This window comes from Sphingobium lactosutens, from assembly GCF_013393185.1.
Lineage (GTDB): Bacteria > Pseudomonadota > Alphaproteobacteria > Sphingomonadales > Sphingomonadaceae > Sphingobium > Sphingobium lactosutens_A.
This window is the reverse complement of sequence record NZ_QJQX01000030.1, coordinates 1-26,266: the sequence shown is the minus strand read 5'-3', so window position 1 is coordinate 26,266 and position 26,266 is coordinate 1. Positions and strand designations below refer to the sequence as shown.

Below are 26,266 nucleotides of genomic sequence, written 5' to 3'. Positions count from 1 at the left end.
TAGCGCGTAGACTCATTATGCGGCGCACCAGATTCGAACGCAGATAAGTTTGATTGCGGCGAGGAAATTGGCTGGATCCTTGTCGTAGCGGGTGGCAATGCCACGGTACTGCTTGATGCGATTGAAGAAGCGCTCGACGAGGTTTCGCTGTTTGTAGAGCCATGGCGAGAAGGCGAAGCGCTGCTTTCGATTGGATCGATTAGGGATGTTGGCCCAGACGTTCCTAGCCGCAGCGGCCTCACGGATTGCGTTGCTGTCATACCCCTTGTCGCCCAGCAGGGTGGCGCCTTCGGGAATGGCGTCGATCAGCGCTTCAGCCTCACAGGCATCGTGGACCTGCCCGCCTGTCAGTCTTAGGCTGACAGGGCGTCCTTCAGCATCGACAAGAGCGTGGAGTTTGCTGGTGAGACCGCCCCGGGAACGTCCCATGCCACGATCGCAACTTCCCCCTTTTTGCCCGTCGCACCGTTCTGGTGGACGCGCATGCAAGTGGAATCGATCATCACCAGTTCGCCATTATATCCGGCGGAAACCGCTGCCAGCAGCCGGTCCCAGACCCCGGCTTTGCGCCAGCGGACAAACCGGTTGTAGCAGGTCGTCGGAGGCCCATAGCGCTCAGGCACTTCGGCCCATGTAGCTCCCGAGCGAAAGCGCCACATGATCCCGTTGAGAACGCGGCGATCATCCACCCGCGCCACACCGCGAGGCTTGTTGGGCAGCAACGGCTCGATAATCCCCCATTCCCGATCTGTCAGTTCATACCGACGACGTGCCATCCAACCCTCCAATGCTGGAGAGCCGTGAATCATCTCACTCGCCAAACCGCAATCTATTTATGAGTTTACGGCCTAGTCGGGCCCTACTTCAAGCTTGGTTCGCAGGAGCAGCGCGAGCGCTTTCTCCCGAAGTGTGTTTCGGGTGAGACGATCCTTGCGGTTGGCATGACCGAACCGGGCGCCGGCAGCGATCTGTCCGGCATGCGGACCTACGCCAGGGACATGGGTGACCACTTCCTGCTGAACGGTCAGAAGACGTATATTTCCAACGGGATCAACGCCGACGTTATGATCGTCGCTGCGAAATGTGCGCCGGACGAAAATCTCCATTCGATGGTTCTGCTAATAGTGGAACGCGGGATGGAGGGTTTTGAACGGGGTCGAAACCTCGACAAGATGGGTCAAAAGGCGCAGGATACTGCCGAACTCTTCTTCAACGATGTCAAGGTCCCGAAGGCGAACGTGCTTGGAACGCCGGGTAAGGGCTTCCACCATCTCATGGAAGGTTTGGCAGAGGAACGACTCATTGCCGCGGTGGGCAACACCGCCGGCGCTCGCCGCGCGCTAGATATCATCCGCGCCTACGCGATGGACCGGAAAGTGTTTGGCCGTCCTCTCTCCGAGATTCAGAACACCCAGTTCAAGATGGCCGAACTGGAGACCGAAATCGAGATCATGGAGGTTTACGTCGACCATTGCGTCGCCCTCCATAACCAGGGGCAATTAACCGCCAACATGGCGGCGAAAGCCAAGCTGCAAAGTTCGGAGGTCCAGTGGCGCGCCGTGGATGAAGGTGTTCAACTGCATGGGCGTGCCGGCTACATGCAGGAGTACACGATCTGCCGCCTTTTCACGGACGCCCGCGTCAATCGGATCCTCGCGGGCTCCTCGGAAATCATGAAATATATCATCGGACGCGACCTCTTCTCCCAGAAGTACTCAAGTCCGCTTGACTAAAGCTATTCATCTCGTCTGCGCGCAGGCCCAATTACCGAGAAACGCACGGCAAGACGTCGGATGTCTATGTTAGGAGGCAGTGCACGAAGTGCTTTTTGCCTACCCTGTCTCCTGACCCTTAGTAGAAGCGGACATTGTCGATCTGCAACCACATGCGCTTGCCAGGCCCGCGCGATCCGCCGAACTCGACCTGAGTGATGCCGTCACCGGAAAAGGCCGGGCCAACCTTGCCGCGGCGCTCGACCGGCTTGAACTGGCTGAACGGCACTTCGACCGCTGCCCAGCCCGCGCCGCCCTGCACCTGCGCTTCCCAGAAGCCATCGAGGCCATTCATGCGCACGGTATAGACGCCGTCGCCCTTCAGCTCGAAGTGCAGGCCCTTATAGCCGCTGATCTTCGCCGGAGTGATCGACCCGCGGCTCAGCGGAATGGCAAAGCCGGCATAGGCCGCTTCCTTGACCGCCATGCGTGCCGACAGGGACAGCGCCTTGCCGCCCTCGTCGCGCGGCACGGTCTGGGTGATCTCGACCGACCGGTCGATGCCGCCATCGGGCGTATCGACGCGCAGCGTGTCGATCGACGAGCGGCGATCGTCGCGCTCGAAATCGTCGATCAGCGCGGGCACGCTGATCGAGGGCAGACGGTCGGTCTTGTTGGCGGCGGGCAGCGCCGGGGCGCCGGCGCCAAAGGCCAGCTTGCCGTCGATCAGCACCTGCGAGACCTTGTAGACATCCTTGATGTTGGTCCAGGGCGTGCCGTCGATCAGCACGATGTCGGCGCGCTTGCCGACCGCAATGGTGCCGCGATCGGCATCGATGCGCATGATCTTCGCGCTGGTCTGGGTGCTGGCGACCAGCGCCTGGCTCGGCGTCAGGCCGGCCTGCACCAACAATTCCATCTCGTGCAGGGTCGACGGGCCATGCGGCGTGCCCGGCATGCCCGCATCGGTGCCCAGCGCGATCGGCACGCCGGCGTCGAACAGCGCCTTCACATTGCCCAGCGCAAAGCCGAACTTGCGGAAGGTCTGCTTCAGGCGCGGATCGTCGGCCTTCACGTCGCCGCGCTTATAGGGATCATAGACCGCCAGGGTCGGCGCCATCGCCATGCCGCTCTGCTTGATCGCAGCGACTTCCTCGGCGGTGATCGGCCGATCCTGCAGCCCATGGGCCAGCGAGTCCACGCCCGCCCGCGCCGCAACCAGGCCGCGATCGACGGTGACGGTGTGGGTCAGGATCGGCCAGTTCTGGACATGAGCCGCCTCGACCGTCGCCTTCAGCGTCCATTCGTCCATGCTGGTATTGTCGGGCGACATGCCATAGCGCCAGCCGTCGGAGAAGATCTTCACCAGATCCGGCTGATAGGGCACCAGGCTTTCGATCGCGGCCTTGCCGGCGGCGGGGGTGTTGACCCAGATGGTGGTTGCCTGGTCGGCCCAGTCGGCGCCATGGCCGCCGGGCGTGCTGATGCGCGCGGCGAAGCGGACATGGGGGGCGTTCAACTGGCCCAGCCAGGCGCGCAGAGGCGCGAACGCCTCGGGCGCTTCATTGAAATCATTCACCGTGGTCACGCCGGCCGCGACATAGGCATTGGCGATCTGCGGGAAAGTGCCGGGGCTGCCGCCTGCAGTCCAGTGGGTATGGACGTCGAAGAAGCCGGGCAGCAGCGCCTTGCCCTTGGCGTTGATGATACTGGCGCCGCGCGGCACCTTCACATCGGCGCCGACGGCGGTGATGCGGCCATCCTGGATCAGCACGGTGCCGGGCGCGGGCGCCGCGCCGGTGCCGTCGAAAATGGTCGCGCCGACGATGGCGACCGTGCCGCCATCGGCCGGGGCCGAAACGGAAGCGGCGGAATACAGCGCGATCGGCAAGGTGATGGCAGAGGCCAGCAGAGCAGTGACAACAGATTTACGCATGGGACTTCCCCCTCAAAGACAAGGATTATTCTTCGGTCGCCGGCACAGCCGGCATGCAGAACCAGCATTCGGCATCGCTGCCGATCGGCGCGCCCGGCGGGATCGGCGGCGGCGGCGCGATCGGCTCGGCCAGCTTGGCGCGCTCGTCTGGCGACGCGGTCAGCATGGTGGCGAGATAGCGGTTATGCGCGGCGTCAGCGGCGGCCCCGCGTTTGCTGAGGCGCCCGGCCAGACTGTCCATATGTGCCCGCACGATGGCGATCGCGGTCGACGACAATTGCTTGTCGTCGGCCAGGCTGATGAGGCGCAGGACATAGCGGGCACGAACCTGCCGCGCGATTTCCGACTGGCGCCCGGCCGATGCCGGAGCGCTCACCCGATCGTCGATCGCACCCAGATATTCGTCGAGCGACAACTGGCCGGCATCGGCGGCATTCTGCGCCACCAGCCGGTTGAGCCGCTCGGGCGCCAGCAGGGCGATGAAGCTGCCGTCGGCCGCGACCTCGGCCGCGCGCGCCCAGTCGAAGGCGGCGGCGGTGCGGCCGGGCAGCAGTTCGATGTCGGTCTGGCGGTCGCTCATGCCCGACTGGATCGATGACAGCAAAGGTGACAAGCGATCGGGCAGATCGAGCGCGGCGGGATCGAGCGTCGCGAGCAGGGCGCGCAGCGCCGCCCGCTGCTGCGCGGCGTCGACCGGCAGCGCCTGCTCATGCCCGTCGCCCTTCACCGCATAACTGTAATCCACCCCGCCGATCAGCTTCGACGCAGCCGTCACCTGATAGCGGTGGAACAGATAGATCGGCACGATCATCCGGCGCAGATCGGCGGCCGCCGCCCCGGCTGCCAGATTGTCGAGGCCGAAGCGATCGAGCGCGATCCGGCGCACATCCATGATATGCGTCAGTTGCGCCGCCGCGTCGGTGCCGTCATCCCACATATTGCCCCAGGGCTGGGCATCGCCATCGCCGCGTGTGTCACCATCGGCGACAAAGCGATAGCCCTTGGCCTGGACCGCGCGGGTCATGGCGTCGAGCGCGCCCTTCTCGTCGGTGCCGGCCGGGAACTGGCGATAGAGCCAGTCGATCGCGAACTTGTCCCAGGCGCCGACGCCGGTGGCATAGGCGTCGGAAAAGTCTAACGCACCGTCTCGCACGGCGATGCGCGGCGCAGGATAGTCCATCACCGACGCCCGGTTCTCGAAGGTCGAACCGGCGAAATTATGCGACAGACCCAGCGCATGGCCGACCTCATGCACGGCGAGCTGACGCAGCCGCGCCTTGACCAGCATGATCGGGTCGTCGCTGGCGCCGGTGCCTTCCCTGGATGCGCCGGCCAGCCCTTCGAAGATCAGCTTGTCCTGCCAGGCGCGCAGCGATCCCAGCTGCACCACGCCGCGCACGATCTCGCCAGTGCGCGGATCGACGATGGTGGTGCCGGTCGACCAGCCGCGCGTCTCGCGATGAACCCAGGCAATGACATTGTAGCGCGCATCCATCGGATTGGCGCCGACCGGCAGTTCCTCGACCCGGAAGGCATCGGCGAAGCCGGCGGCGTCGAACGCCTGCGCCCACCATTGGGCGCCTTCCTTCAGTGCATCGCGGATCGCCTGCGGCGCAGCGCGATCGACATAGAAGATGATCGGCTTCTTGACCGGCGAGCGGTCTGCGCCGGGATCGGTCTTTTCCAGCCGGAACCGGCGCACCAGCCGGGTGACGATCGGCTCGTCCAGCGCGGCGGCATAATTGTTGCGGATCACCTGCACCGACGTGCCGGTGCGCGGATCATGGTCACGCGTGTGGAACTTGTCGTCGGGCAGGCGAATGAAGCTGTGATGCACCCGCACCGTCAACCCGCGCGCATCGGGCAGCACTCGTTCGATGCTGCGCCCCGGCTCGTCGCTGGTGAAGGTCAGCGCCGCCTCGAACTCGACATTGTCGGGGAAGACCAGGCTCTGCGCCGGATCGACATAGGAAAGCGCCGGCGCAATCTTGAAATTACCGGCCTTGGTCGCCTTCAGCCGCCCGGCAACGTCAAAGGCATCGCGCATCAGCAGGCCGGACAGGTCGAGCGTGATGCCCTTGTCATCTTCGCTGACAATGTCGCCCGACCAGATCGGCGAATTGGAGAAGGAACGCGCGACCGCCTGTTCTTCGCCAGCGTCGCCATTGAGCGCGCGGAAGCGGTAATTCTCGAACTCGGCCAGCACCTTGTTGCCGACCTTGCGGAACAGCAGCACCTGCGTCTCGCCCAGCCGCGCCCGATCCAGGCCGATCTCGGCGGCGCCCAGGCCACCAGCGATCGAGGGGGTGTAGAGATAGCGGGCGATGATGCCATTGGCGCCCGCCCTGGGCAGGACGACCTTCTGCCCGCCAGCCAGCGTGAACAGGCTAGCCGGGGCCGGACTTGCAGCTACCGGCGCGGGCTGGGCCAGCGCTGTGCCGGCCGGCACGCTCAGGATCATCAGGGCGACAAGCGGCAGCGCGCGCAGCGATTTCATCAATAACATGTCCCGAAAGGAAAAAATGGGCACCGGCCGGATGGCCGGTGCCCCAGGAGGCATCAGAATTTGTGGCTGACGTTCAAGTACCAATAGCGACGCAGCGGCGAATAAAGCTGGCCCTGATAGCCACTGGACGACAGCGGCGGTGCCTTGTCGAACAGGTTGCGCACGCCGATGCGCATGCTGGTGCCGCTCAGCGATCCCTCGGTAAAGCGATACTGGCCATAGAGGTTCGCCGTGGTGGTCGCCTTGACCGTCCAGTAATCGCCATCTGCATCGATCAGGCCGGTGTCATAGACCTTGCCGGTATATTGGGCGAAGGCGCCGACCGTCACATTGTTCAGAGACCAGGTGAGCGAGGCCGAACCGCGCCACTTGGGTTTGCGGTCGAGCTGCAAGAGGCTGCGGCCGCCCGAGATGTTGACGGCGGCATCGATGTCGCCGGCATCCTGGGCCGCCAGCAGGGCTGCGATGCCTGGTGAGGGTTCCTGATAATATTTCAGGAAGTGCGACGCATTGACTGCGAAGTTGAAGCTGCCGATGCTCGTTTCCGGCGTGCGATAGGTCAGGTTGAAGTCCAGGCCCTTCACTGTCTGCGGCTGCAGATTGGTATATTGGTCGAGGACGTAGAGAACCTCACCCGCCGGGGTCAGGCCGGTGCCGCGGAACGCTTCCTCATCCGAAGCGGTGGCCGCCGCGCGGATGACGTTCGGGTTGGTCGACCCTTCCTTGCGCAACAGATAGTCCAGGATCAGCGCATTGCCTTCGCCGAAGATGCCGACCAGGCCGGTCTGGCGCACCCGCCACCAGTCGGTGGTGAAGGTCAGATGGCCCATGCCGTCGGGCAGCGGCGGCTCCAGCACGACGCCGAAGGACAGGGTCTTTGCCCGTTCGGGATCGAGATCGGGGTTACCCGAGCGCCGGGCCGAGGTGGTCTGCGCCCGCGAACATTGCGAGAAGTCGGTGATGCGGCCGGCGCGAACGTCCGCCTCGCACATGATATAGTCGGTGCGGCTGTTCGCCCGCGTCACGACGGTGGCGTTGGTCTGCTCCAGGTTCGGGGCGCGGAACGACTTGGCCCAGGAACCCCGGAAGCGGATGCCGCGCACCACTTCCCAGGCGCCGGCGATCTTGGGCACGGCGACATCGCCGAAATCGCTATAATGTTCGTAGCGGCCGGCTAGCTGGAGATCCAGGCTGCGGACCAGCGGGATGTCCATTTCCGGCGAGACCAGCGGCACGGCAAATTCGGCATAGGCGCCGAACACTTCGCGATGGCCGCTAGTGTCGTTGTTGAGCGCGGAGTTGACGAAGTCGCCCGCAACCGCGCCGGTCAGCGGATCGGTATAGGTGATGGTGCCGTCGATGCGCGGATCGCGATCGTCCAGTTGAGTCTCGCGCCGCGCCTCTATGCCCGCCGCAAAGCCGACATTGCCGCCCGGCAGGGTGATAAGGTCGCTTTTGGAGATGCGGAAGTCATAGGTCGCCAGCGTCGACTTGGTATAGCGGACCAGTTCCTCGCGCATCGCGTCGATGGTCGATTGGCTGTTCACCGACGTACCAAATATATTATACGCGTCAGGCGTGGAGAGCGACAGAGACTCCTGCAGCCTGGTGCGGCTGATATTGTCGCTAATATCGCGAGCCCAAGCTTCGGAATAGCTGATCGCGCTTTCCCAGTTGAAGCCATTGGATTCACCGCGCAGGCCGGCAAGCAGGCGATATTGCTGGTTGGTCACGGTAACGTTCATCGGACCGAAGTCCTGGAACAGATAATTGTTGATGCTCAGCGGCAGGCCGGCGGTCGGCGCATTGGTGCCGACCAGGCGGTTGGGATTGACGGCGCCGTTGGCAAACACCGCCTGGCCCAGCGGGTTCCAGTAGTTGCTTGCCGGCACATAGATCGGGATCGAACTCAGCGTCGCAACCGGGCTCTGCTGCGCCTTGGTCTTGCTGCGATAGAAACCGGCTTCGGCGAAAAAGGTGACATCGTCGCTAATGTCATAATGGCCAGTCATGAATAGGTTGAGGCGATTGAGGCGCGGCATGATCGAGACACCCTGCGCCAGCGTGTCATAACGCAGATCGCGGTCAGCCCCGGCCGTCGCCATCGCGCCATTCTGGATACAGCGATCGGCGCTGACCTGAGCGACGCAGCCCGTACTGGACGTTGGCTGGAGATGGAACTGGCCCGAACTGTTCGTGAGCGCCGAGCGATTATAGGTAACCGCCCGATTGCCATAAGTGCGCAGGTTGGCGAAAGGCGTGTTGGTCGATCGGGCGTCGAGCGAGGTCGAACCTTCGAACGCCGTCCCCTCGAACAGGCTGCGACGGTCGGAGGATTTCGTGAAATATTGCTCGGTCGAATCCAGACCGGTGCCATGATCATAGCTGCCGAACAGGGTAATGTTGCCGCGATTTTCGGCAAAGTTGGCGCCAATTACGCCATTGCCGTTGAATTCGCGCAGGCCGGTGCCTTCCGCACCGCCATATTGCAGCGACAATTCAGCGCCCTGATAGTCGGTCTTGAGTACGGTATTGACTACGCCTGCCACCGCGTCTGCACCATAAATGGCCGCCGCTCCGTCGCGCAGCACTTCCAGCCGTTCCAGGCCGTTCACCGGGATAGCATTGGTGTTGTAGCTGAGCACCGGCACCAGCTGGTCGTTCGCCTGGCTGGTCGGGTGGGCGACGACACGGCGGCCGTTCAGCAGCACCAGCGTGTTGCCGATGCCCAGACTGCGCAAGTCGAGCGAGCCAATGTCGCCGCGCGCGCTGTTGGAACTGCCGGGCAGATTCTGGCTGTTGAACTGAACATCACCAAATTGTGGGATCGCACGGAAGAGTTCGTCGCCCGATACGGCGGCCGCGCTCTTGATCTCGTCGGTCGATATGACCGTGACCGGCAGCGCCTCGTTGATCTTGGCGCCCTTGATCTGCGATCCGACGACGACGATTTCCACTGACTCTTCGGCTTCGGCCGCTTCCTGCGCCATCGCCATACCCGCGCTGCCGAGTGCGGCCCAGCTCATGGCGATCAGGCTCGCTGCGCAAGCCCCCTTGATCCGATACGTTCCCATCGTCTTTTCCCCTGATTCCGCGCATTCGCGCGGCAAATGGACATGCAAAAGGCGGCTTGACCCTTCATCGGGTGTCAGATCCAAAACCCTCTAGTTCAGGAAACGGAGACGCGGAAAAAATCCACCATTAGATAAAAGAACTAAACAATAGCCCTCTGTTAAAAGCGCGCCGACAAAGGGGCGCTTGGTGGTCATAAACCCCGTCGCATGCCTAATATCTGCTATACCTGTTGCCCCAATGACGATTCAGCAAAAAGGATTAGGCCGGATTAACCGACCAATCAACGGGTATCAAATGTTTAGTAAATCTATACAAATCGACGAGCGAAACTGCGTTGCCGCGGAAGGGTTTGTCTTCTAGCCTTCACCGAACGGTTTCTGCGAAGAACTCGATGACGATGGGTGTTTGTAATTAAGCAATTCACTTCCGTTCCGCAGTGGTCTGCGACCTTTCCCGAACATCTCGGGTAAGCCTCAAAGAAAGAAGAATGATGCGAGAGTACAGGATGCTTGTGGGCGGCGCTTGGGTCGAGGCCGCGTCGGGACAAAGATTCGAGACCTTCAATCCTTATACCGGTGAAGCATGGGCAACTCTACCGCGCGGCAACGCTGATGACGCCGACGCAGCAGTGCAGGCAGCCTATGGCGCGTTGAAGCGAGGGCCGTGGTCTAAGCTGACAGCTGCTGGCCGTGGCGCACTGTTGCGCAAGCTTGGAGACCTCATGGCTGAGAATGCCGAGGCGCTGGCAAGAACGGAAGTCCGGGATAATGGCAAGCTTTACGGCGAGATGGGCGCCCAGCTGCGGGCGCTTCCCCAATTCGCCTATTACTATGCCGGGCTTGCAGACAAGATCGAAGGCGCTGTCCCGCCACCAGATCGTGACGGGTTCTTCACCTATACACGGCGCGAGCCCGTAGGCGTTGTCGTTTGCATCGTGCCGTGGAACTCGCCGCTCGCACTTATGGCGTCGAAAGTCATGCCGGCACTGGCCGCCGGCTGCACGATCGTCCTCAAGCCTTCCGAGTTCACCTCTGCGTCGGCGCTTGAATTTGGGGAGCTGTTCGAACAGGCGGGCTTTCCGCCGGGTGTGTTCAACGTGGTCTCGGGCTTTGGGAAGGAAATTGGTCAGCCGTTGGTCGAACATCCCCGCGTTGCCAAGATCGCCTTTACCGGCGGTGAGGAGAGCGGACGGCGTGTTAACGAACTGGCCGCCCGCCATTTTAAGCGCGTCACGTTGGAACTGGGCGGCAAGTCGCCGAATATCGTATTTGACGACGCAGATATCGAAAGCGCCGTAAACGGGGCCGTTGCCGGCATTTTTGCGGCGGCCGGCCAGACATGCATCGCCGGCTCGCGCCTATTCCTCCAGGATTCAATCCATGACCGCTTCGTGGAACGACTGGTCGAGGTTGCAGGCGCGGCGATATTGGGCGACCCGAACTCTGAAGAAACCCAGATTGGCCCCATAGCGACGAAACCGCAATACGACAAAATAATCGAGTACATCGCTATCGCAAAAGGCGAAGGCGCATTCTGTGCCCTGGGGGGCAAGGCGTCCGAGCTCGGCGGGCAGTTCATCGAGCCGACGATCTTTACCGGCGTGTCGCCGGATATGCGCATCGCCAGCGAGGAAGTTTTTGGACCCATCCTTTCGGTCCTGCGCTTCCGTGATGAGGAAGAAGTTGTGGCGATGGCCAACGATACAACGTTCGGGCTTGCTGCAGGCGTCTGGACGCAGAACATCGGCCGGGCATTCCGTATGTCAGCCAGCTTGGAGGCCGGCATGGTATGGATCAACACCTACCGTGCTGTGGGAATCGGCATGCCGTTCGGCGGGATGAAGCACAGCGGCATAGGTCGCGAAAACGGCATCGAGGGCATCGAAGGTTATCTTGAGACGAAGAGCGTGTGGCTCAACTATGACGGGGAGACCGGCAATCCCTTCGTCATGAAGATCAAGGGCTGAACGAGCGGGCGCAGCCCACCGCGCTCGATATTTTGCATTGTTTTTCCTGGTCCAATTATTTCGGAGGCGATGATGAGCCAACTCTACACTACCAAAGTCACCGCTGTTGGCGGCCGTCACGGCACTGTCAAAAGCGATGATGGCATTCTCGATCTGCAGCTTGCAACGCCCAAGGAATTGGGTGGCAGGGGCGGTGCCACTAACCCCGAGCAGCTTTTTGCCGCGGGTTATGCCGCCTGCTTCGAGAACGCTGTCATCCATGCTACGCGTAGGCAGGCCGACAAGGTGGGCGACAATGATATCGAGGTGATTGGCGAAGTCAGTCTGTTGCCCAATGGCGGGGGCGGCTTCCAGCTTGCCGTAACGCTCGATGTGGCGATCACGGGCGTCGATCAGGCGAAGGCCGAAGAGATCGTCAACGCCGCTCACGCCGTCTGTCCGTACTCCAATGCCATCAAGGGCAATGTCGATGTCAAATTCAATGTGACCACTCGATGATCCGCCGAGCGGTCAGAGCTCGGGCGTTGTAAGCTAAGCGTTTAGCCGACCTGAACAATTGATGGCAACGAAACTGCGTTGTCCTTTCACGCCGGTTCGGTGAAAAGTGGCGCTACGATAGATGACTTGCACTCATCTTGCAGAAGAGAAAAGCTAAACTACGGGGGATGTCCTGGACCAGGGCGCGTTGAGCCGCGAAGCGGCAACGCTTCCCTATTCCCGCCGTCGTTTGGCAAGCCAGTGCTCGCGGGTGAAAGCGAGCGTTAGGATTGCTTACTGATGTCGGACGAATTTGACTACATCGTCGTCGGCGCAGGCTCCGCCGGCTGCGTCCTTGCCAATCGGCTTACCGAGGATGGCAAGGCGACGGTGCTGCTGCTGGAAGCCGGGCCTCCGGATCGCAATCTTTGGCTCAAGATCCCAGCGGGATTCAGCCGCGTTTTCTTCCCGTCCAAGATCAATTGGGGATATTTCACGGAGCCGGAGCCGCATCTCGGCGGCCGCAAAGTCTATTGGCCGCGCGGTAGAACGCTTGGCGGAACCTCGTCGATCAACGGCATGATCTACACACGGGGCAATGCGCGCGATTACGATAATTGGGCGCAGATGGGCTGCACGGGCTGGAGCTGGGATGAGGTTTTGCCCTTCTTCAAGAAGTCGGAAGGAAACGCCCGCGGAGGCAGCGAATTTCACAGCGCCGCTGGTCCGCTTTCGGTGCAGGACACAAAGCTCGACGACCTTGGCGGTCGGCTGTTCATGCGATCGGCGGAGGAGATCGGCACTCCGCTTATCAACGACTTGAACGACGGGCGGCAATTTGGTGTGTCTCGGCCGCAAATCACCGTCAGGGGAAGCCGGCGCGCATCGACAGCTACAGAGTTTCTCCGTCCGGCCCGCTCGCGTAGCAATCTTCAGGTCGAATGCGAGGCGCTTGTGCAACGGGTCGATCTCGAGGGCAGAAAGGCCGTCGGTGTAACCTACTCTCAAGGGGGAAAGCTACATTCCGTCAAGGCGCGCCGCGAGGTTATCCTTTCGGGGGGCGTTATTAACTCGCCCCAGCTGCTGATGCTGTCGGGCATCGGGCCGGCCGAGCATCTTGGCTCGGTTGGAATTGCGGTTCAGCATCACCTGCCCGGTGTCGGGCAAAACTTGCAGGACCACGCCTACTGCTTCTTCACCGCGCGCACCAAGCGGGAAATTTCGTGGAATCACCGGCTTAAAATGCCCCGTGTTGGCCTGGAGCTGTTGAATTATCTAGCTACCGGGCAGGGCGTGATGAACATGACCGCGGTGCTGGCGACAGCCTACCCAATGGTGGGTCTTGGTGCCGCACAACCGGACGTTCAGATCAGTTACCGGCCAATATCCATCGCCGTTGGACCAAAGGGGACACTGGAATCGCACCCGTTCCCGGCGGTGAATGCATCGGCCAGCCTGCTACGCCCACAGGCGCGGGGGAAGATCGAACTCGCTTCCAAGGATCCCGCGCAATATCCGCGCATCTACGCGAATTACTTCGACAACGAGTCGGATATCATGGTCATGCGCGAAGGCTTGCGCTGGATCAGGCGTGTGTTCCAGACCGAGCCGCTTGCCGAATATGTGGTGGCGGAATTCGAGCCCGGGCCGGATTGTCAGACCGATGCGGATTATGAGCATTACATCCGCTCCACCTCGCAGACAGTCCATCATCAGACGTCATCCTGCTCGATGGGCACAAGTTCGAACGCGGTGGTCGATCCCCGGCTTAGGGTTCACGGCATCGGCAATCTGCGCGTTGTCGATGCATCGATCATGCCAGCAATCGTCTCGTCAAATACGAATGCTCCAACGATCATGATCGCAGAGAAGGGCGCAGCAATGATCCTGGAGGATTGGGCCTGACCTCGGATTAGTCACCGAGGAGAGGGCAACACATTGGTGCCCACGATTAGCTGGCGACAAGCGGGAAGGGGACAATGAGGACTGCTGCTTCTGGCATGATCAGGCGAGTTGCCGATGGCTTTTATGGTCGCGACCGCGATCGGCATTGGTCGGAATCCAGCGTTGGCGGGCACCAAGGTTTCACAGGCGGCGGACGATCCGGTGTCCAACATGCAAACCGATGCCAAGTCCTCTCAGGCAGAGGTCGCCGACTGGTACCCGATGATGGAATGTGAGCCGTAAGGCGGATCGACATTCGAAGATGGAGAGAGTGATGAGGACGTGGACCGTAGGAGCTGTGACGATCAGCCAGATTGTCGAGCAAATTATCCCCGAAGGGCTGCCGGGGTTCCTGCCGGATGCGACGCCCGAGGCGTTGCTCGCCATTCCCTGGCTCTATCCCGAATTTATCACGCAGGCGGGTGAGCCCAGCCTGTCTGTTCATGCCTTCATTCTCGATACTCCAACCAAGCGCATCCTCGTGGACACCTGCATTGGCAATGACAAGGATCTCAAGATCTCGCCAATCTGGAATCAGATGCAGACGGACTTCCTTAGCAAGATGAATGCTGCCGGCTTTTCGCCGGAGTCCATTGACGTGGTCGTTTGCACCCATCTTCACCTCGACCATGTCGGCTGGAACACCATGCTTGTTGATGGCCTATGGCAACCGACCTTTGGCAACGCCCGTTATCTCTTCGGCCGCCTCGAATATGAGCATATGCAGTCCATCCTATCCGATCCGGAAGAAGACGAGGCTTGGCGGGAGTGCAATGCTGCGGTCGAGCGGGAATCGGTGCAGCCTGTTCTGGATGCGGGCCTAGTCGATCTTGTCGAATTTCATCACGTTATTACGGATGAAGTGTCGCTGACGCCGACCATCGGACATACGCCTGGTCATGTCTCTATTTTAATACGGTCTGGGGGGGCAGAGGCGATCATTACCGGCGATGCCGTGCACCATCCCTGCCAGCTCGCACACCCCGAATGGGGTGCCGTTGTCGATGCGGATGGTGATCAAAGCCGAAGGACGCGCTTGTCGATGTTCACGGACGCAGTGGAACGCCGGCGGATCATGCTCGGGACACACTGGACGGGTGCCGGTGGAGGAACTCTCGTTCCCGACGGGGTTGGCTTCCGACTCGAATTCGACCCTACCGTCGACCCAACAGGTGTCGCAGCGGCTTCGTCGGTTTAAGTTCGGCCTCGGTCTACGTGTCTGCCTCGACGCCAACAATCTGTTTGGAGGGTCAGCCCTTCAGGGAGCGGGACGTTGAGCAGTACACCCCGTTCTGGTTGGCACGCACCAGAAGGCCGGTGCTCCAAACACTGTTCAATCTTGTGAAAGCGCGTGGCCGCAAGCCTGGTGGAGATGACGCGCGGCGCGAAATCGGAAGGGTACGTTCGTCGCCGCTCGCACGTCTCAAAGCTTTCCTCAGGGAGGAGGAATGGGCCTATGCCCCCCATGAGGCGCCGGCCATACCCGGCTCGCCAGGATCCCCGGCTCACCCCGTCTCACGCCGCATTGCCTATGCGGTGATCGGCGTGCTGCTCGGGCTGACCGCAGGGTTCGGCAACGCAATGGTCGCGGTCAATACCGCTATGCTGGGCGGATCGCTCGGACTTGATCCGGCGGAGATCAATTGGTTGCCGACGGTCTATGTGATGACCAACGTCAGCATAAACCTGCTGCTCATCAAGTTCCGCCAGCAGTTCGGGCTGCGGCCGTTCGCGCTCATCTTTCTCGGCCTCTATGCGCTGCTGACACTCGCGCACCTCTTCGTCCACGATTTCTCGACTGCGATCATGGTTCGTGCCGCGAGCGGCCTGGCGGCGGCGCCGCTATCCACCTTTGCGCTCTACTACATTATGCAGTCGGTGCCGCCGGAACACCGTATGCGCGCGGTCGTGCTCGGAATCGGCGTACCGCAATGTGCCACGCCGCTGGCGCGGCTGTTCTCGCCCGATCTCCTGTCGATGAGCCAGTGGCGCCCGATCTATCTGTTCGAACTTGGCCTGGCTATACTCAGCGTGGCGGCGGTGCTCGCCTTTCGCTTGCCGCCGACAAACCGCCAGCCCGCGTTCGAGCGCCTCGACTTTCTCACCTTCGCGCTGTTCGCGGGCAGTATGGCTCTGTTCGCTGCGGTTCTCGGATTGGGGCGGTACGTGTGGTGGACGCAGGCGGCATGGATCGGCTGGGCACTGTTCGCGGCGATCCCGATGCTCGGCATCGCGCTCATCATCGAGAGCGGCCGCGTAAATCCGCTGCTCAACACGCGCTGGCTGGCGAGCGCCGACATCGTCCGCTTCACGATCGTGACCGTCATGGCGCGGATCGTCCTGTCCGAGCAGACAGTCGGCGCGGTCGGGCTGCTCAACGTGCTCGGCCAGAACACCGATCAGATGCAGGTGCTGTTCACGATAGTCGCCATAGCCTCTATCGCGGGCGTCCTGGTCAGCGCGGCGACGCTTGACGTCGATCGGCCGGCGCATCCGTTCATGCTCGCGGTCGGGCTGGTCGCGATAGCCGCTTTCGTAGACAGCCACGCCACCAGTCTCACTCGCGCGCCGCAATTCTATTGGACGCAGGCGCTGATCGCGTTCGCGACCACTTTCTTTTTGGGTCCAGCACTTCTGTTCGGGCTCACCCGCGCGTTGAAGGAGGGAACCGGCCACATCATCAGCTTCATCGCGCTGTTCGGCATTATCAATTCGATGGGTGGACTCGGCGGGACTGCCCTGCTCGGCACATATCAGGTCGTGCGCGAGAAGGCGAACAGCGCGGCGATCGTCGAGGCGATCGATCCGACCGATCCTATCGTGCAGGCACGGTTGCAGGCCGGCGCGACCGGCATCAGCCACGTGGTCGGCGATCAGGTGTATCGCACTGCAGAGGGCACCGCGCTACTGGCTCAGACCGCAACGCGCGAGGCCAACGTGCTGGCCTATGACGATGTTTTCCGCCTGATCGCGTTATTGGCCGCACTGACCTTCGTCTATCTACTCGGTCTCTTGGTGAGGCGGGCGCTACGGACGCGAGCGGAGGGAGCGGCATGACCGACGTTCAATCGCCCGTCACCGCGAGTCCGGTGACTGAGGAGAAACTCGCGGAAGAACCCGCACCCCAGCCAGCGGTGCCGCCTGCCGCCTCGAGTTGGAGGCCGCCGACGTTGTCGAATAGCGCGGTCGTCTTGATCGTGGCGCTGGCGCTGGGCGGCATGGCGGCGGTGATGGCGGCGTGGCAGATCGGGCCGTTCGCGACAGGCTACCAGAATACCGACAACGCCTATGTTCGGGGCCGGGTCACCGTGGTCGCGCCGCAGGTGTCGGGATATGTGACCCGCGTACTGGTCCGCGACTTCGAAACGGTCAAGGCCGGGCAACCGCTGGTCGAGATCGACCGGCGCATCTATGCGCAACGGGTCGAACAGGCCGCAGCGCAGGTGCAGGGGCAGGCAGCGACGCTCGCCAACGATCGCCAGGCCGCGGCAAGCCGGGAAGCAAGTTTCGGCGCGCAAATGGCGGTCGTGGCGAACGCGCGCGCGCAACTGCTGCGTGCCCAGGCAGACATGGCGCGCGTGAATGATCTTGTATTGGACGGCTCGGTGTCGCTGCGCGAGCGTGACCAGACCCGCGCCTCGCTTCGCCAAGCGGAGGCCGCCGTCGCACAGGCGGAGGCCGCGCTCGAGATTGCGCGGCAGGACATACGCGCCGTACAGGTCGGCCGCGGTAGTCTGCAGGCCGGGGTGGCGGGCGCGCAAGCCGCGCTCCGCCTCGCGCGGATCGACTTGTCGAACACCGTCGTTCGAGCGCCGGAACGGGGGCGTTTGAGCGAAGTCGGCGTTCGCGTCGGTCAATATGTCACCGCCGGTTCCCAGCTGTTGTTTCTGGTTCCGCCGGAGGTGTGGGTGATCGCCAATTACAAGGAAGCGCAAACCGCGCGCATCGCGGTCGGACAGCGCGCCAGCTTTACCGTAGATGCGCTCGCCGGCGCGCGGCTGTGGGGCCGGGTGGAGCGGATCTCGCCTGCGACGGGCAGCGAGTTCGCGGTGCTGAGGTCCGACAATGCGACCGGCAATTTCACCAAGGTGCCGCAGCGTATCGCCGTCCGCCTGCGGATCGATCCGCGCCAGCGGTTGGCTGACCGGCTGCGTCCGGGTATGTCGGTGGTCGCGCGGGTCGATACCGCCGGGTTGCGTGCGCCTTGAGGACCGCCGCGCCGCTGCTGCTTGCCGCAGCGCTGGCGGGCTGCGTCTCGCCCGGGCCGCGGGTCACCGCCCCGTCGGCCGCGGCGGTAGCACCATCGGCGGGTTGGCGAACGCAGTTGCCCGGCGGCGGACCGGTAACGGATGATTGGTGGACCGCGTTCGGCGATCCGGCGCTCACTGCGCTGGTTGCCAGAGCGCTGGCCCGCAACGTCGACATTTCGGTCGCGACCGCGCGCGTTGAGGAAGCGCGTGCTGCCGAAGCGCTGGCGCGCGCCCAATTTCTTCCGCAGGTGGGCGGCACCGTCACCGAAACGGAGGGGCAGTCGCTGGGCCCGCGGGGAACGCCGTCCCGGACGGTAAGTGCGCAACCATTGGTCTCGGCCAGCTACGACCTTGACCTGTTCGGACGGTTGCGGCTCGCCAGCGGCGCGGCGCGAGCGCAGCTGCTTGCCAGCGCAGGCGCGCGTGATACGGTGCGGCTGGCGATCATGGCGAGCGCTGCAAGTTGCTATATCACGCTGCGCGCGCTCGACCAGCGGCTTCAGATCGCGCGCGACACGCTGGCAGCGCGGGACGAAGCGCTGCGGATCGCGAGACGCCGGTACGAGACGGGCTATTCGTCGCGGCTGGAATATCGTCAGGCGCAGGCGGAATATGCCGCAACCCGGCAGCTTGTTCCGGTCGCCGAGCTGGCGATCGCGCGGCAGGAGAACGCGCTGTCGCTGCTCGCTGGCGATGCGCCGGGGCCCATCGCGCGGGGTTTGCCGCTCGATCGGTTGCGATTGCCGGCGATCCCTGACGGACTGCCCGCCGACCTGCTTCGGCAGCGGCCCGACCTGTTCCAGGCCGAACAGACGCTGGTCTCCGCCGACGCGTCGCTCGACAGCCAACGCGCGGCATTCCTGCCCAACCTGTCGCTGACCGGATCGGCCGGCGTCGTTCTCAATACGGCGCTCAGCAATCCGGTAGGGGTCTTCGCGCTCGGCGCCAGCATACTTGCCCCGATCTTCGATGGCGGCCGGCTGCGCGCGCAGGAGGCGGCCGCGACGGCCCGCCGCGATCAGGCCGCCTACGCCTATCGTCGCACCGCGCTCATCGCCTTCCGCGAGGTGGACGATGCGCTGGCAGCGGTCGTCCGAACGCGCGAACAGGCGGTCGCGCTGTCCGAACAGGTCGGCTCGTCGCGGGACGCGCTCCAGAACGCCACGAGCCGGTACCGAGCCGGCTACTCGCCATATCTGGAGCAGCTGGATGCGCAACGGACGCTTTTGACCGCACAGCTCGCGTTGGTTCAGGCGCAAGCCGATCAGTTCACCGGCTTTGTCGTGCTCTATCAATCGCTCGGCGGCGGATGGCGCGCCACCGCAACCCGCCCTCCCGTCAACGCTCGTTGAATCCACAGAGGTGGCCCCGTGATTTTAACAGGGGATACAAGTGGCTGTCTAACCGGGCTAAGCCAGGCTGGCCGCGATGGGCAAGCGAGCCAATTACTGACTGACAGCTATATAGGCTCTTCCGCTTGCCTGAACGGGCAGATAAAGGCCCTGGCCGCTGGCTCGTATTTCACCTGTATATGTCTTTTCCAGTTCCGCCCGTACAGTTATTTTGCCCTCGCGTTTATCGGCTATGGCGTTGTCGACTTTGACCAGCAATTGGCTGTAATCGCGTTCGAAATTCTGGCCGAGCGCATCTGCGATTGTTGATGACACCTCAGGCGTATTTATGAATTCGTACAGAAGATCGCTTCCGACCATGTCATTGGTGCCGCTGACATGAAGGTCCGTGAACACAACCTTGCGTGAGTTCGGAGCATTCCTCGGCATAGCGGTCAGCCAGACCGTACCGCTCGACGGTTTGAGAAAACCTTTGGTGCCTTCGACGGATAAGTTGATACCAACAGCGATTTTGCCGCCGGTGGTCCCATAGATGGTTACGGTCCGAAAATTGGCCCTGACGGCACCGAGGTTGGCGATCTTAAAAGGCCTTTGCTGACGCTTGATCAGTGCGCGCAGAAGCACCGGTTCGAGTTCAGCATAGTTCGCTGTAACAGGCAGGAAGAAGGAAAATTGTCCGACTGGACCGCTGATCCGGCGCATCGGTGACAGAGGTGTGGGAGATCTTGCAGAGGGACGTGGGCCGACGAATGTTTCGGTCACTGCTCTCAAACCAAGCCGCATTTTCAGTTGATGATTGGTAACTTCGTAGCCACCAAATAGCAGCTCTTGAGGCGTAACCCGCAGCCAAACCGGCGGGTTCCGGCGGTTGAGTTCCAGCGACGTGAATGCCGCAGCCCATATCCTTTCGACGTGGGAGCGGACAGGCAATTTGGCAAGCTCGCGAGCCAGCCCCGATTCGAGCCTTGTGAGGATGGGAGCCAGTTTTTGGTCTGCCGCCTCGGTTAAATCGATCCGTTGGCCCAGAAACTGAATATGCGGGCTGTCGATCCAATTATAGGATAGGTGGACCTTGCTGTGCAGCGTCCAGTCAGAGGCGAAATCGAGTTCGACACGGGCATGGGCGACAGCACGCGCTGTCGCGGTTTCATGCTTGATTATGCCAGCGACATTGCGCGCCTGGACCATGGCGAAAATGGGGATCGATAGGTTCATTTCCGAACCTTTGCCAGTAAAACGCAAGCGTTCGCGTGTGACTTGGCCGACAATGTCGCACTTGATGACCGGAGACTTCAGATCGACCAGAACGACATGGATTTTTTTGGACGGGATGCACTGCTGACCGCGTTTATCGATCGTCCAAAGCGTCGTGGGAATTTCTCTTTCCAAAGCAGGCACAAGTCCAGATATGTCGGCCTCAACAGGGACCGTAAGGATCGATGTCTGTGGGGTAACTTCGATGCTGTCAGTAGCTCGCACCGGCGGTTCATTGACCTTATGCCCACAACTTACGGTGAACAATAAGCCCCCAATCGCCACAATCTTGAAAGCTTGGTTAATGATGGGGGAACCCGACAGTTTCGTCATTCTTCGATCACTCAATTGAAGGGCACGCCGGTTAGGCGTGATTGGCTTTGACGTGATTGCGGAGTCTGTAGCTCCACATCTAGGAGTCGGGTCATGAGGCGAGAGGTCGTTGCCGTCAGTTTGGATTTGGCGATGAGCGTATGATGGCCTCTCAAAACGGAATTTTCGTTATGGGCACGTCTACAGCCGACCCGCGGGCGGGCGCGATACTTCATCATTGTTGGAGCAGGCGTCCGGATGTGCTTCATCACACCCATGACCGGGAGGTTCTGCGATTGTGTAGTTGTATCCGCCTGACAGCCGATGGCCAACTTACCATGTGTCTTGGGCAGGAGGATCACGGCGACGTCCGCTCCGCCTACCGGAAAGGTGGGATCGCGGGATTTGATGCCGGTCTGGTTGTAGCCCTGCGCGTGAAGCCAGTGCGCCGCGAGCTCAAGATCGGGTGTAGGCTTGTTCCGGCCCTGCCGCCATACGAGTGCCACGGGCGGCTGACAGCACCCTGGACGCCCATGAAAATGCTTACCGTCCGTCAATCGGGAAGGTGGGCACCCCGTGGGCACCCACCAACCTAGCTTCCATTGACGCAACCCTCTGATCGAGTGCGCGGCACCCGCGCCGGTCTGCAAATGGACCCACCAGCGCACGGGTCTCTAGAAGGAAAGCCGAACAGAACCGCCATAGGTTCGCGGTTCGGCCGGCATGACGGTGTTGTAGCCCAGCCCTGCGCCGCGCAGGTCGAGGCCAGCTGCCAGCGTCTTGCGGTTGGTAATGTTGTTCGCCCAGACCCGAAGCGTCACATTTTCGTGCGTCCAGGACAGCGTGCCGTTGATCTTGGCATATTTGCCCTGCTGCAGTTCAGAGTTAACCTGCGGAGATCCAACGGCGTTGATGCTGTTGAACGGCGAGAAAAACTGATGGCTGTAGTAAGCGACGGTGGGTGAGAGCGTAATGTCGCCGTCGGCGATCCTCGCGACTCGCCAATCGAAGCCGCCCTGAAGTGTCAACTTCGGTGCGAACGGCAGTTCGTTGCCGTCCAGGTTGGTGTTCTGAAGAGTGAGATCCTTGTATTTGGTGTGCAGATAACCGACGGCGCCGTTGAAGGTGAGTGTCGGAATGAGCCGCAAGGTCGCCTCGATTTCTCCACCATAACTTTCTGACTTCGGCGCGTTGACAAGGAAGGAAACCGGGCCTGGTCTCGTGTCCTGGGCCTGCTGGTTTATATAGTCGTAGTAAAAGCCCGCCGCCGATAATGTCAGCTTGTTGTCGAGGAATCGTCCCTTGGCTCCAACTTCGTAAGCGTTGACCCGTTCCGGCTTGATATAGTTAATGCCTGCGGAACTCGTATATCCACCACCGTTGAACGCGCCGGACCGATAGCCCCGATTATAGCTCGCATAGATCAGCAGCCCGCTGTCAAATGTGTAGCTGAGCGCAGCGCGGCCAGTGAGCGCGTTGTTGCGACCGCTCAAATTGTAGCGTGCGGCGGGGTCATAGGCGCAAGTTCCGGGCGGAGTGTCGCAAGGCACGGTGCTTGCAACCGGCTGCACAATGCCGGTCGAGACCGATCCCATAAACAGATTGGCGTAGCCGTCCCGGTAGCGCGAACGATCCCACGTGTAGCGCAGACCGGCGGTAAGTACGAGCTGGCTCGTCAGGTTATAGTCTGCCTGCCCGAACAGCGCATAGGAGCGCCGCTCCTGTCGGAAGTGCTGGAAGAAGCCGCCGTCGACACCATAGCCGAGCGCGTCGCCGATGTAGAAGGTGTTGTTGGTCACTACGCGGTCGTAACCGTAGAACCCGCCCGCCACGACCTTCAAGCTATCGCCGGAATAGTTGAATCTCGCTTCCTCACTGGTCTGATGGAAGCGAGACCTCCAGTCGATGTCGAGGACGTCAAGCGGCGAGCCGTCGGCCGCCTGCGTGAGGTGCTGGTTGCCGGTCGCGGTGTTTGTGATCGAGGTGAATTTGAGTTCGGGCGAAATCTCATAGGAGATGTTGGCGGTCGTCCCGTACACGTAAGTGCGGTTGAAGCCAGCACGATTTTCGTTGAACTGGAAGAAGCCGAGACCCTGGCGGTAGGGCAGCAGCCCGAACATAGGCCCCTGCGTTCCGCGATCGTAGCCTCCGTAGACCTGCAACCTTATGTCGAGGGGGCCGCCGCCCGGCCTGATCCGCAGTGAGGCGCGGCCCTGAAGCGTGTTTTTCGAGCCCATTCGACGCCCACCCGGATAAACGTTGCCGAAGACGCCGTCGCCTCGCGCATAGTTGCCGGCGATGCGGAAGCCGAGTTGGTCGTCGACCATTGTCGTCTCCAGCCCTGCCTGGGCGGTCCAGGTGTCGTAGTTGCCATAGCCGCCCTGAATGTAGCCGTTGTCGCCGTGCAGGGTAGGCTGCTTCGTGATGAAGTTGATCGCTCCGCCGGTCGTGTTGCGGCCGAACAGCGTCCCCTGTGGACCACGCAGGACCTCGACCCGCTCGAGATCGTAGAGACCCATGCCGTGGGAGCTTCGGCTCGCCAGATAGACGTCGTCCTGATAGACGCCGATCGGTGAAACCTGGTTCGAATTATATTCGTTCGCCACACTGACGCCGCGCAGCGAGAAATTCGGCTGCGTATTGCCGAAGGTGCTGCTGATCTGAAGATTGGGGACGGCCGTCGCCAGTTGCGCCGAGTTAGTGATGCCCTTCGTCGTGAGCCCCTCGCCGCTTACCGCCGAGATCGCGATCGGCACGGTCAGAATCGACTGAGCGCGCCTCTGCGCCGTGACGACAATGTCGCCGTCCGAACCTCCGGGTGTGGCCGACGTATGCTCCGTCGACGTCGTTGCGATCGAGGCGGCGGTAATTGAGGCGACAGGCGACGCGGGTGCGTCTGTTTCTTGAGCCGATGTTTGTGCGAGGGCGGGCATGGAAACCGATCCCAGCAGAAACAACGCAAGCAGGCGAACCTGTGGTGAATGTCGGCTCATTAATTCCTCCCTCTTTTGCGTCTCGTTCCGTCTTTTGCGGGACTTCGACGCTGCTGCTTTTTATCTTGCGAGCAGCATGCTTGCACTGGCATCAGGCGTCAAAACAACGCATTTCCGCTCGCGGATCTGTTTAGCTTCTCTAATTCAATGGGGTGTGCAGAAATAGCGCCAGTGGTGATGACGGTGTTGGTGCCAGTGCCAGTGCCAGTGCCAGTGCCAAGTCGGGCCAGCCCAATCCAATGTGTCTCTTTCATCGCGGATAATCGGTGGCTTGCGGCGTTGATGGGTCATGAACGGCAAAGTCCGGGGTGACCGCTGACTGGCGGCTTATCCGACCCAGCAGAAAACATGTGTTTTCGTGATCGACAGCCTGCCTGCCGGCACTGGCAGCCGGATCACCCCCGGCCGTGCCGAGGACCCGTGTTCCTAAACCGCTCCCCAGCACTGAAACCTATAGGCAGCTTGCCGGTTTAGGGCCGGTAGCAGGAGCCTATGAATGACCAAAATCCTCACTTACGGCACCCGTCACTCTTTTACAGGCCTCAAACCGATCGAGATTGATCGCCAGTCAGCCGGGGCCGGCGAGGTTGAAATCGAGATCATCTATTGCGGAGTCTGCCACTCCGACGTTCATCAAGCTGAGAATGACTGGTCCAACACGGTTTATCCGTGCGTGCCGGGCCACGAGATACTGGGTCGGGTGTCGGCCGTCGGCGAAGGTGTCACCAAATTCGCCATTGGTGATCTTGTAGGAGTCGGCTGCATGATCGACAGCTGCGGTCATTGCCGGTCCTGCCGCGAAGGCGAAGAGAATTACTGCGAAAGCCCGAATGGCCCGCTCGGCACATACAACGGTCCAGCGAAGCCCGCCACAGTGGCCGGGGGCCAGAATATCTATGGGCGCGACAATACGGTCGGCGGCTATTCGACATCGATCACGGTCAAGGAGTCATTTGTCCTGAAGGTGCCCGACACCCTTCCGATCGAACGGGCCGCGCCGATACTGTGCGCAGGCATTACCACCTATTCACCGCTCAAACATTGGGGCGCGGGGCCGGGCAAGCGCGTCGGCGTGGTCGGCCGCGGTCGCCGCCGAGCCGCGACCCGGGCAGGCGGCCTTCGAGTACAACTCCGTTCCTCAGGGCGCAGCGACGTCGGTGTGGGCAGGCGTCCTGGCTCCTGCTTCGGAAGTCGGGGCCGCTATTGCGAGGATTGTCATGTTGCCGATGTGATCGAAGGCGGGGGCCTCCTGCGCGGCGGGGTTCGGCCCTATGCGATCGGTCCGCGCCGTGCCGAGGCGCTATGGGCAAAAAGCGAAGAGATGGTCGGCGAACGCTTCTGACGCGAGATCGCACGTCGGCTGGCGCGCAGCGAAGAGGAGGATTGGTCAGTAATGACTTGTACAACATGAATAAAATCAAAAATAATGCATATTCTAGAGCATCGTGCCTGAAATAGGAATCTGGGGATTTTCAGAGGAGCGAGAATATGATTCACCGTTGATGGAGGTGGATCATGGGGAAAGCCTATTCAGCCGATCTTCGGGACCGGATTGCCGATCACATTGCAGCCGGGCAATCGCGTCGGTCAGCATCGCGTCATTTTGGGGTGAGCCCCAGTTGCGCTGTGAAGCTGGCGCAGCGGGTGGGGAGGACGGGATCATCGGCACCTGCCCGGCAAGGGCGTCCACCCGGTGATGGCAAGCTGGCACCGCATATGGCGGCCTTGATGACATGGGTCGATGCCGAGCCGGACATCACCATGCCCGAACTGTCGGCCAGACTTGTCGCGGCAACCGGCGTTCGGGCCCATCCTGCCTCATTGTCGCGTGCGCTGCTCAAGGCCGGCTACAGCTTCAAAAAAAACGCTGCTGGCCTCGGAGTGCGGACGCGATGATGTTGCCCAGGCGCGCAGGAACTGGCGCGTTTATCGGCAGTCCAGCTTGCGCAAGGCGCCGCATCGGCTGGTCTTCATCGACGAAACGGCAACCACGACGAAGATGACACGGCTGCGAGGACGGGCCCGCCGTGACCAGCGCCTCAAGGCGCGAGCGCCCTTTGGCCACTGGAAAACCCAGACCTTCATCGCGGCGCTGCGCTGTGATGGACTGACCGCGCCATGGGTCATCGACTGCCCCATGAACCGCACAACCTTCGAAACCTATGTCGAAACCCAACTCGCCCCGACCCTCAAGCCGGGCGATGTCGTCATCCTCGACAATCTCTCCAGCCACAAAAGTGAAAAAGCCAAGGCCATATTGAAGGCCCGGGGCGCATGGTTCCTCTTCACTCCACCATACAGCCCCGACCTCAACCCGATCGAAATGGCTTTCTCCAAACTCAAAGCCCATCTGCGCCGCACCGGCGCAAGGACCATCCATGCCCTATGGCAGGCCATCGGCAATATCTGCGACCTCTACACGCCTGACGAATGCTGGAACTTCCTCAAAGCCGCTGGATATGCGTCCGATTAAAGGCTCGATGCTCTAG

General features: G+C 61.7%; 17 protein-coding genes and 1 pseudogene. 11 read left to right on the top strand and 7 right to left on the bottom strand.

Annotated features, from left to right (window positions below; genetic code table 11):
- Nucleotides 1–15 precede the first annotated feature (15 nt).
- A pseudogene (locus DM806_RS04150) lies at nt 16–776 on the bottom strand (IS5 family transposase).
- A 165-nt stretch (nt 777–941) separates the two neighbouring features.
- Here DM806_RS04150 and DM806_RS04145 point away from each other — a divergent pair.
- The gene (locus tag DM806_RS04145) at nt 942–1,733 is read left to right on the top strand and encodes an acyl-CoA dehydrogenase family protein (RefSeq protein ID WP_218647359.1); all 792 of its coding nucleotides are present in this window, start codon (nt 942–944) and stop codon (nt 1,731–1,733) included.
- A gap of 118 nt (nt 1,734–1,851) precedes the next feature.
- Here the strand turns inward: DM806_RS04145 and DM806_RS04140 are convergent, their stop codons facing one another.
- The 3 genes from DM806_RS04140 to DM806_RS04130 form a co-directional block, all read right to left on the bottom strand.
- Nucleotides 1,852–3,648: an amidohydrolase family protein gene (locus DM806_RS04140; protein ID WP_179041977.1), complete on the bottom strand. Its 1,797-nt coding sequence runs from the start codon at nt 3,646–3,648 to the stop codon at nt 1,852–1,854.
- Between the two features lie 25 nt (nt 3,649–3,673).
- Entirely contained in the window at nt 3,674–6,145 is a 2,472-nt protein-coding gene (locus DM806_RS04135) for a zinc-dependent metalloprotease (RefSeq protein WP_179041976.1), read from the bottom strand.
- Between the two features lie 62 nt (nt 6,146–6,207).
- Complete coding sequence (locus DM806_RS04130) at nt 6,208–9,228, bottom strand: TonB-dependent receptor domain-containing protein (protein ID WP_179041975.1); 3,021 nt, start codon at nt 9,226–9,228, stop codon at nt 6,208–6,210.
- Between the two features lie 488 nt (nt 9,229–9,716).
- On the opposite strand from DM806_RS04130, the gene DM806_RS04125 reads away from it, so the two are divergent.
- The 8 genes from DM806_RS04125 (at nt 9,717) to DM806_RS04090 (ending at nt 19,218) form a co-directional block, all read left to right on the top strand.
- Nucleotides 9,717–11,195, top strand: a complete 1,479-nt coding sequence (locus DM806_RS04125; protein ID WP_218647358.1) for an aldehyde dehydrogenase — start codon at nt 9,717–9,719, stop codon at nt 11,193–11,195.
- Between the two features lie 72 nt (nt 11,196–11,267).
- Nucleotides 11,268–11,693, top strand: coding sequence for an organic hydroperoxide resistance protein (locus DM806_RS04120; RefSeq protein WP_179041974.1), 426 nt, complete (start codon nt 11,268–11,270; stop codon nt 11,691–11,693).
- 279 nt (nt 11,694–11,972) lie between these two features.
- Entirely contained in the window at nt 11,973–13,577 is a 1,605-nt protein-coding gene (locus tag DM806_RS04115; RefSeq protein WP_179041973.1) for a GMC family oxidoreductase, read from the top strand.
- A 114-nt stretch (nt 13,578–13,691) separates the two neighbouring features.
- Nucleotides 13,692–13,859 carry a hypothetical protein gene (locus DM806_RS04110; protein ID WP_179041972.1) on the top strand — a complete coding sequence of 56 codons (168 nt, stop codon included), beginning with the start codon at nt 13,692–13,694 and terminating at the stop codon, nt 13,857–13,859.
- Between the two features lie 55 nt (nt 13,860–13,914).
- Nucleotides 13,915–14,814: an MBL fold metallo-hydrolase gene (locus tag DM806_RS04105; protein WP_218647357.1), complete on the top strand. Its 900-nt coding sequence runs from the start codon at nt 13,915–13,917 to the stop codon at nt 14,812–14,814.
- 119 nt (nt 14,815–14,933) lie between these two features.
- Nucleotides 14,934–16,673: an MFS transporter gene (locus DM806_RS04100; protein ID WP_372859242.1), complete on the top strand. Its 1,740-nt coding sequence runs from the start codon at nt 14,934–14,936 to the stop codon at nt 16,671–16,673.
- The gene (locus DM806_RS04095; RefSeq protein ID WP_179041970.1) at nt 16,670–17,824 is read left to right on the top strand and encodes an HlyD family secretion protein; all 1,155 of its coding nucleotides are present in this window, start codon (nt 16,670–16,672) and stop codon (nt 17,822–17,824) included. Before DM806_RS04100 ends, DM806_RS04095 begins: the two co-directional genes overlap by 4 nt.
- Nucleotides 17,821–19,218, top strand: coding sequence for an efflux transporter outer membrane subunit (locus DM806_RS04090; RefSeq protein WP_179041969.1), 1,398 nt, complete (start codon nt 17,821–17,823; stop codon nt 19,216–19,218). Before DM806_RS04095 ends, DM806_RS04090 begins: the two co-directional genes overlap by 4 nt.
- Nucleotides 19,219–19,311: 93 nt before the next feature.
- Here the strand turns inward: DM806_RS04090 and DM806_RS04085 are convergent, their stop codons facing one another.
- The 3 genes from DM806_RS04085 to DM806_RS04075 form a co-directional block, all read right to left on the bottom strand.
- Nucleotides 19,312–20,805: a DUF4403 family protein gene (locus tag DM806_RS04085; protein ID WP_179041968.1), complete on the bottom strand. Its 1,494-nt coding sequence runs from the start codon at nt 20,803–20,805 to the stop codon at nt 19,312–19,314.
- 11 nt (nt 20,806–20,816) lie between these two features.
- Entirely contained in the window at nt 20,817–21,290 is a 474-nt protein-coding gene (locus tag DM806_RS27140) for a hypothetical protein (RefSeq protein ID WP_256869094.1), read from the bottom strand.
- Nucleotides 21,291–21,458: 168 nt separating this feature from the next.
- Nucleotides 21,459–23,777 (bottom strand): TonB-dependent receptor, encoded by a 2,319-nt coding sequence (locus DM806_RS04075; protein WP_256869093.1) that lies wholly within the window; start codon nt 23,775–23,777, stop codon nt 21,459–21,461.
- A gap of 496 nt (nt 23,778–24,273) precedes the next feature.
- Here DM806_RS04075 and DM806_RS04070 point away from each other — a divergent pair, with 496 nt between their 5' ends.
- A complete protein-coding gene (locus DM806_RS04070; RefSeq protein WP_179041966.1) occupies nt 24,274–25,119 on the top strand; it encodes an alcohol dehydrogenase catalytic domain-containing protein in 846 nt (281 codons plus the stop codon).
- A gap of 173 nt (nt 25,120–25,292) precedes the next feature.
- Nucleotides 25,293–26,250, top strand: a protein-coding gene (locus tag DM806_RS04065; protein WP_179041815.1) for an IS630 family transposase whose coding sequence is annotated in 2 segments (ribosomal slippage) — nt 25,293–25,615 and nt 25,614–26,250 — 960 coding nt in all. Because the reading frame shifts where the segments join, the coding sequence is not laid out codon by codon here.
- Nucleotides 26,251–26,266: the final 16 nt, after the last annotated feature.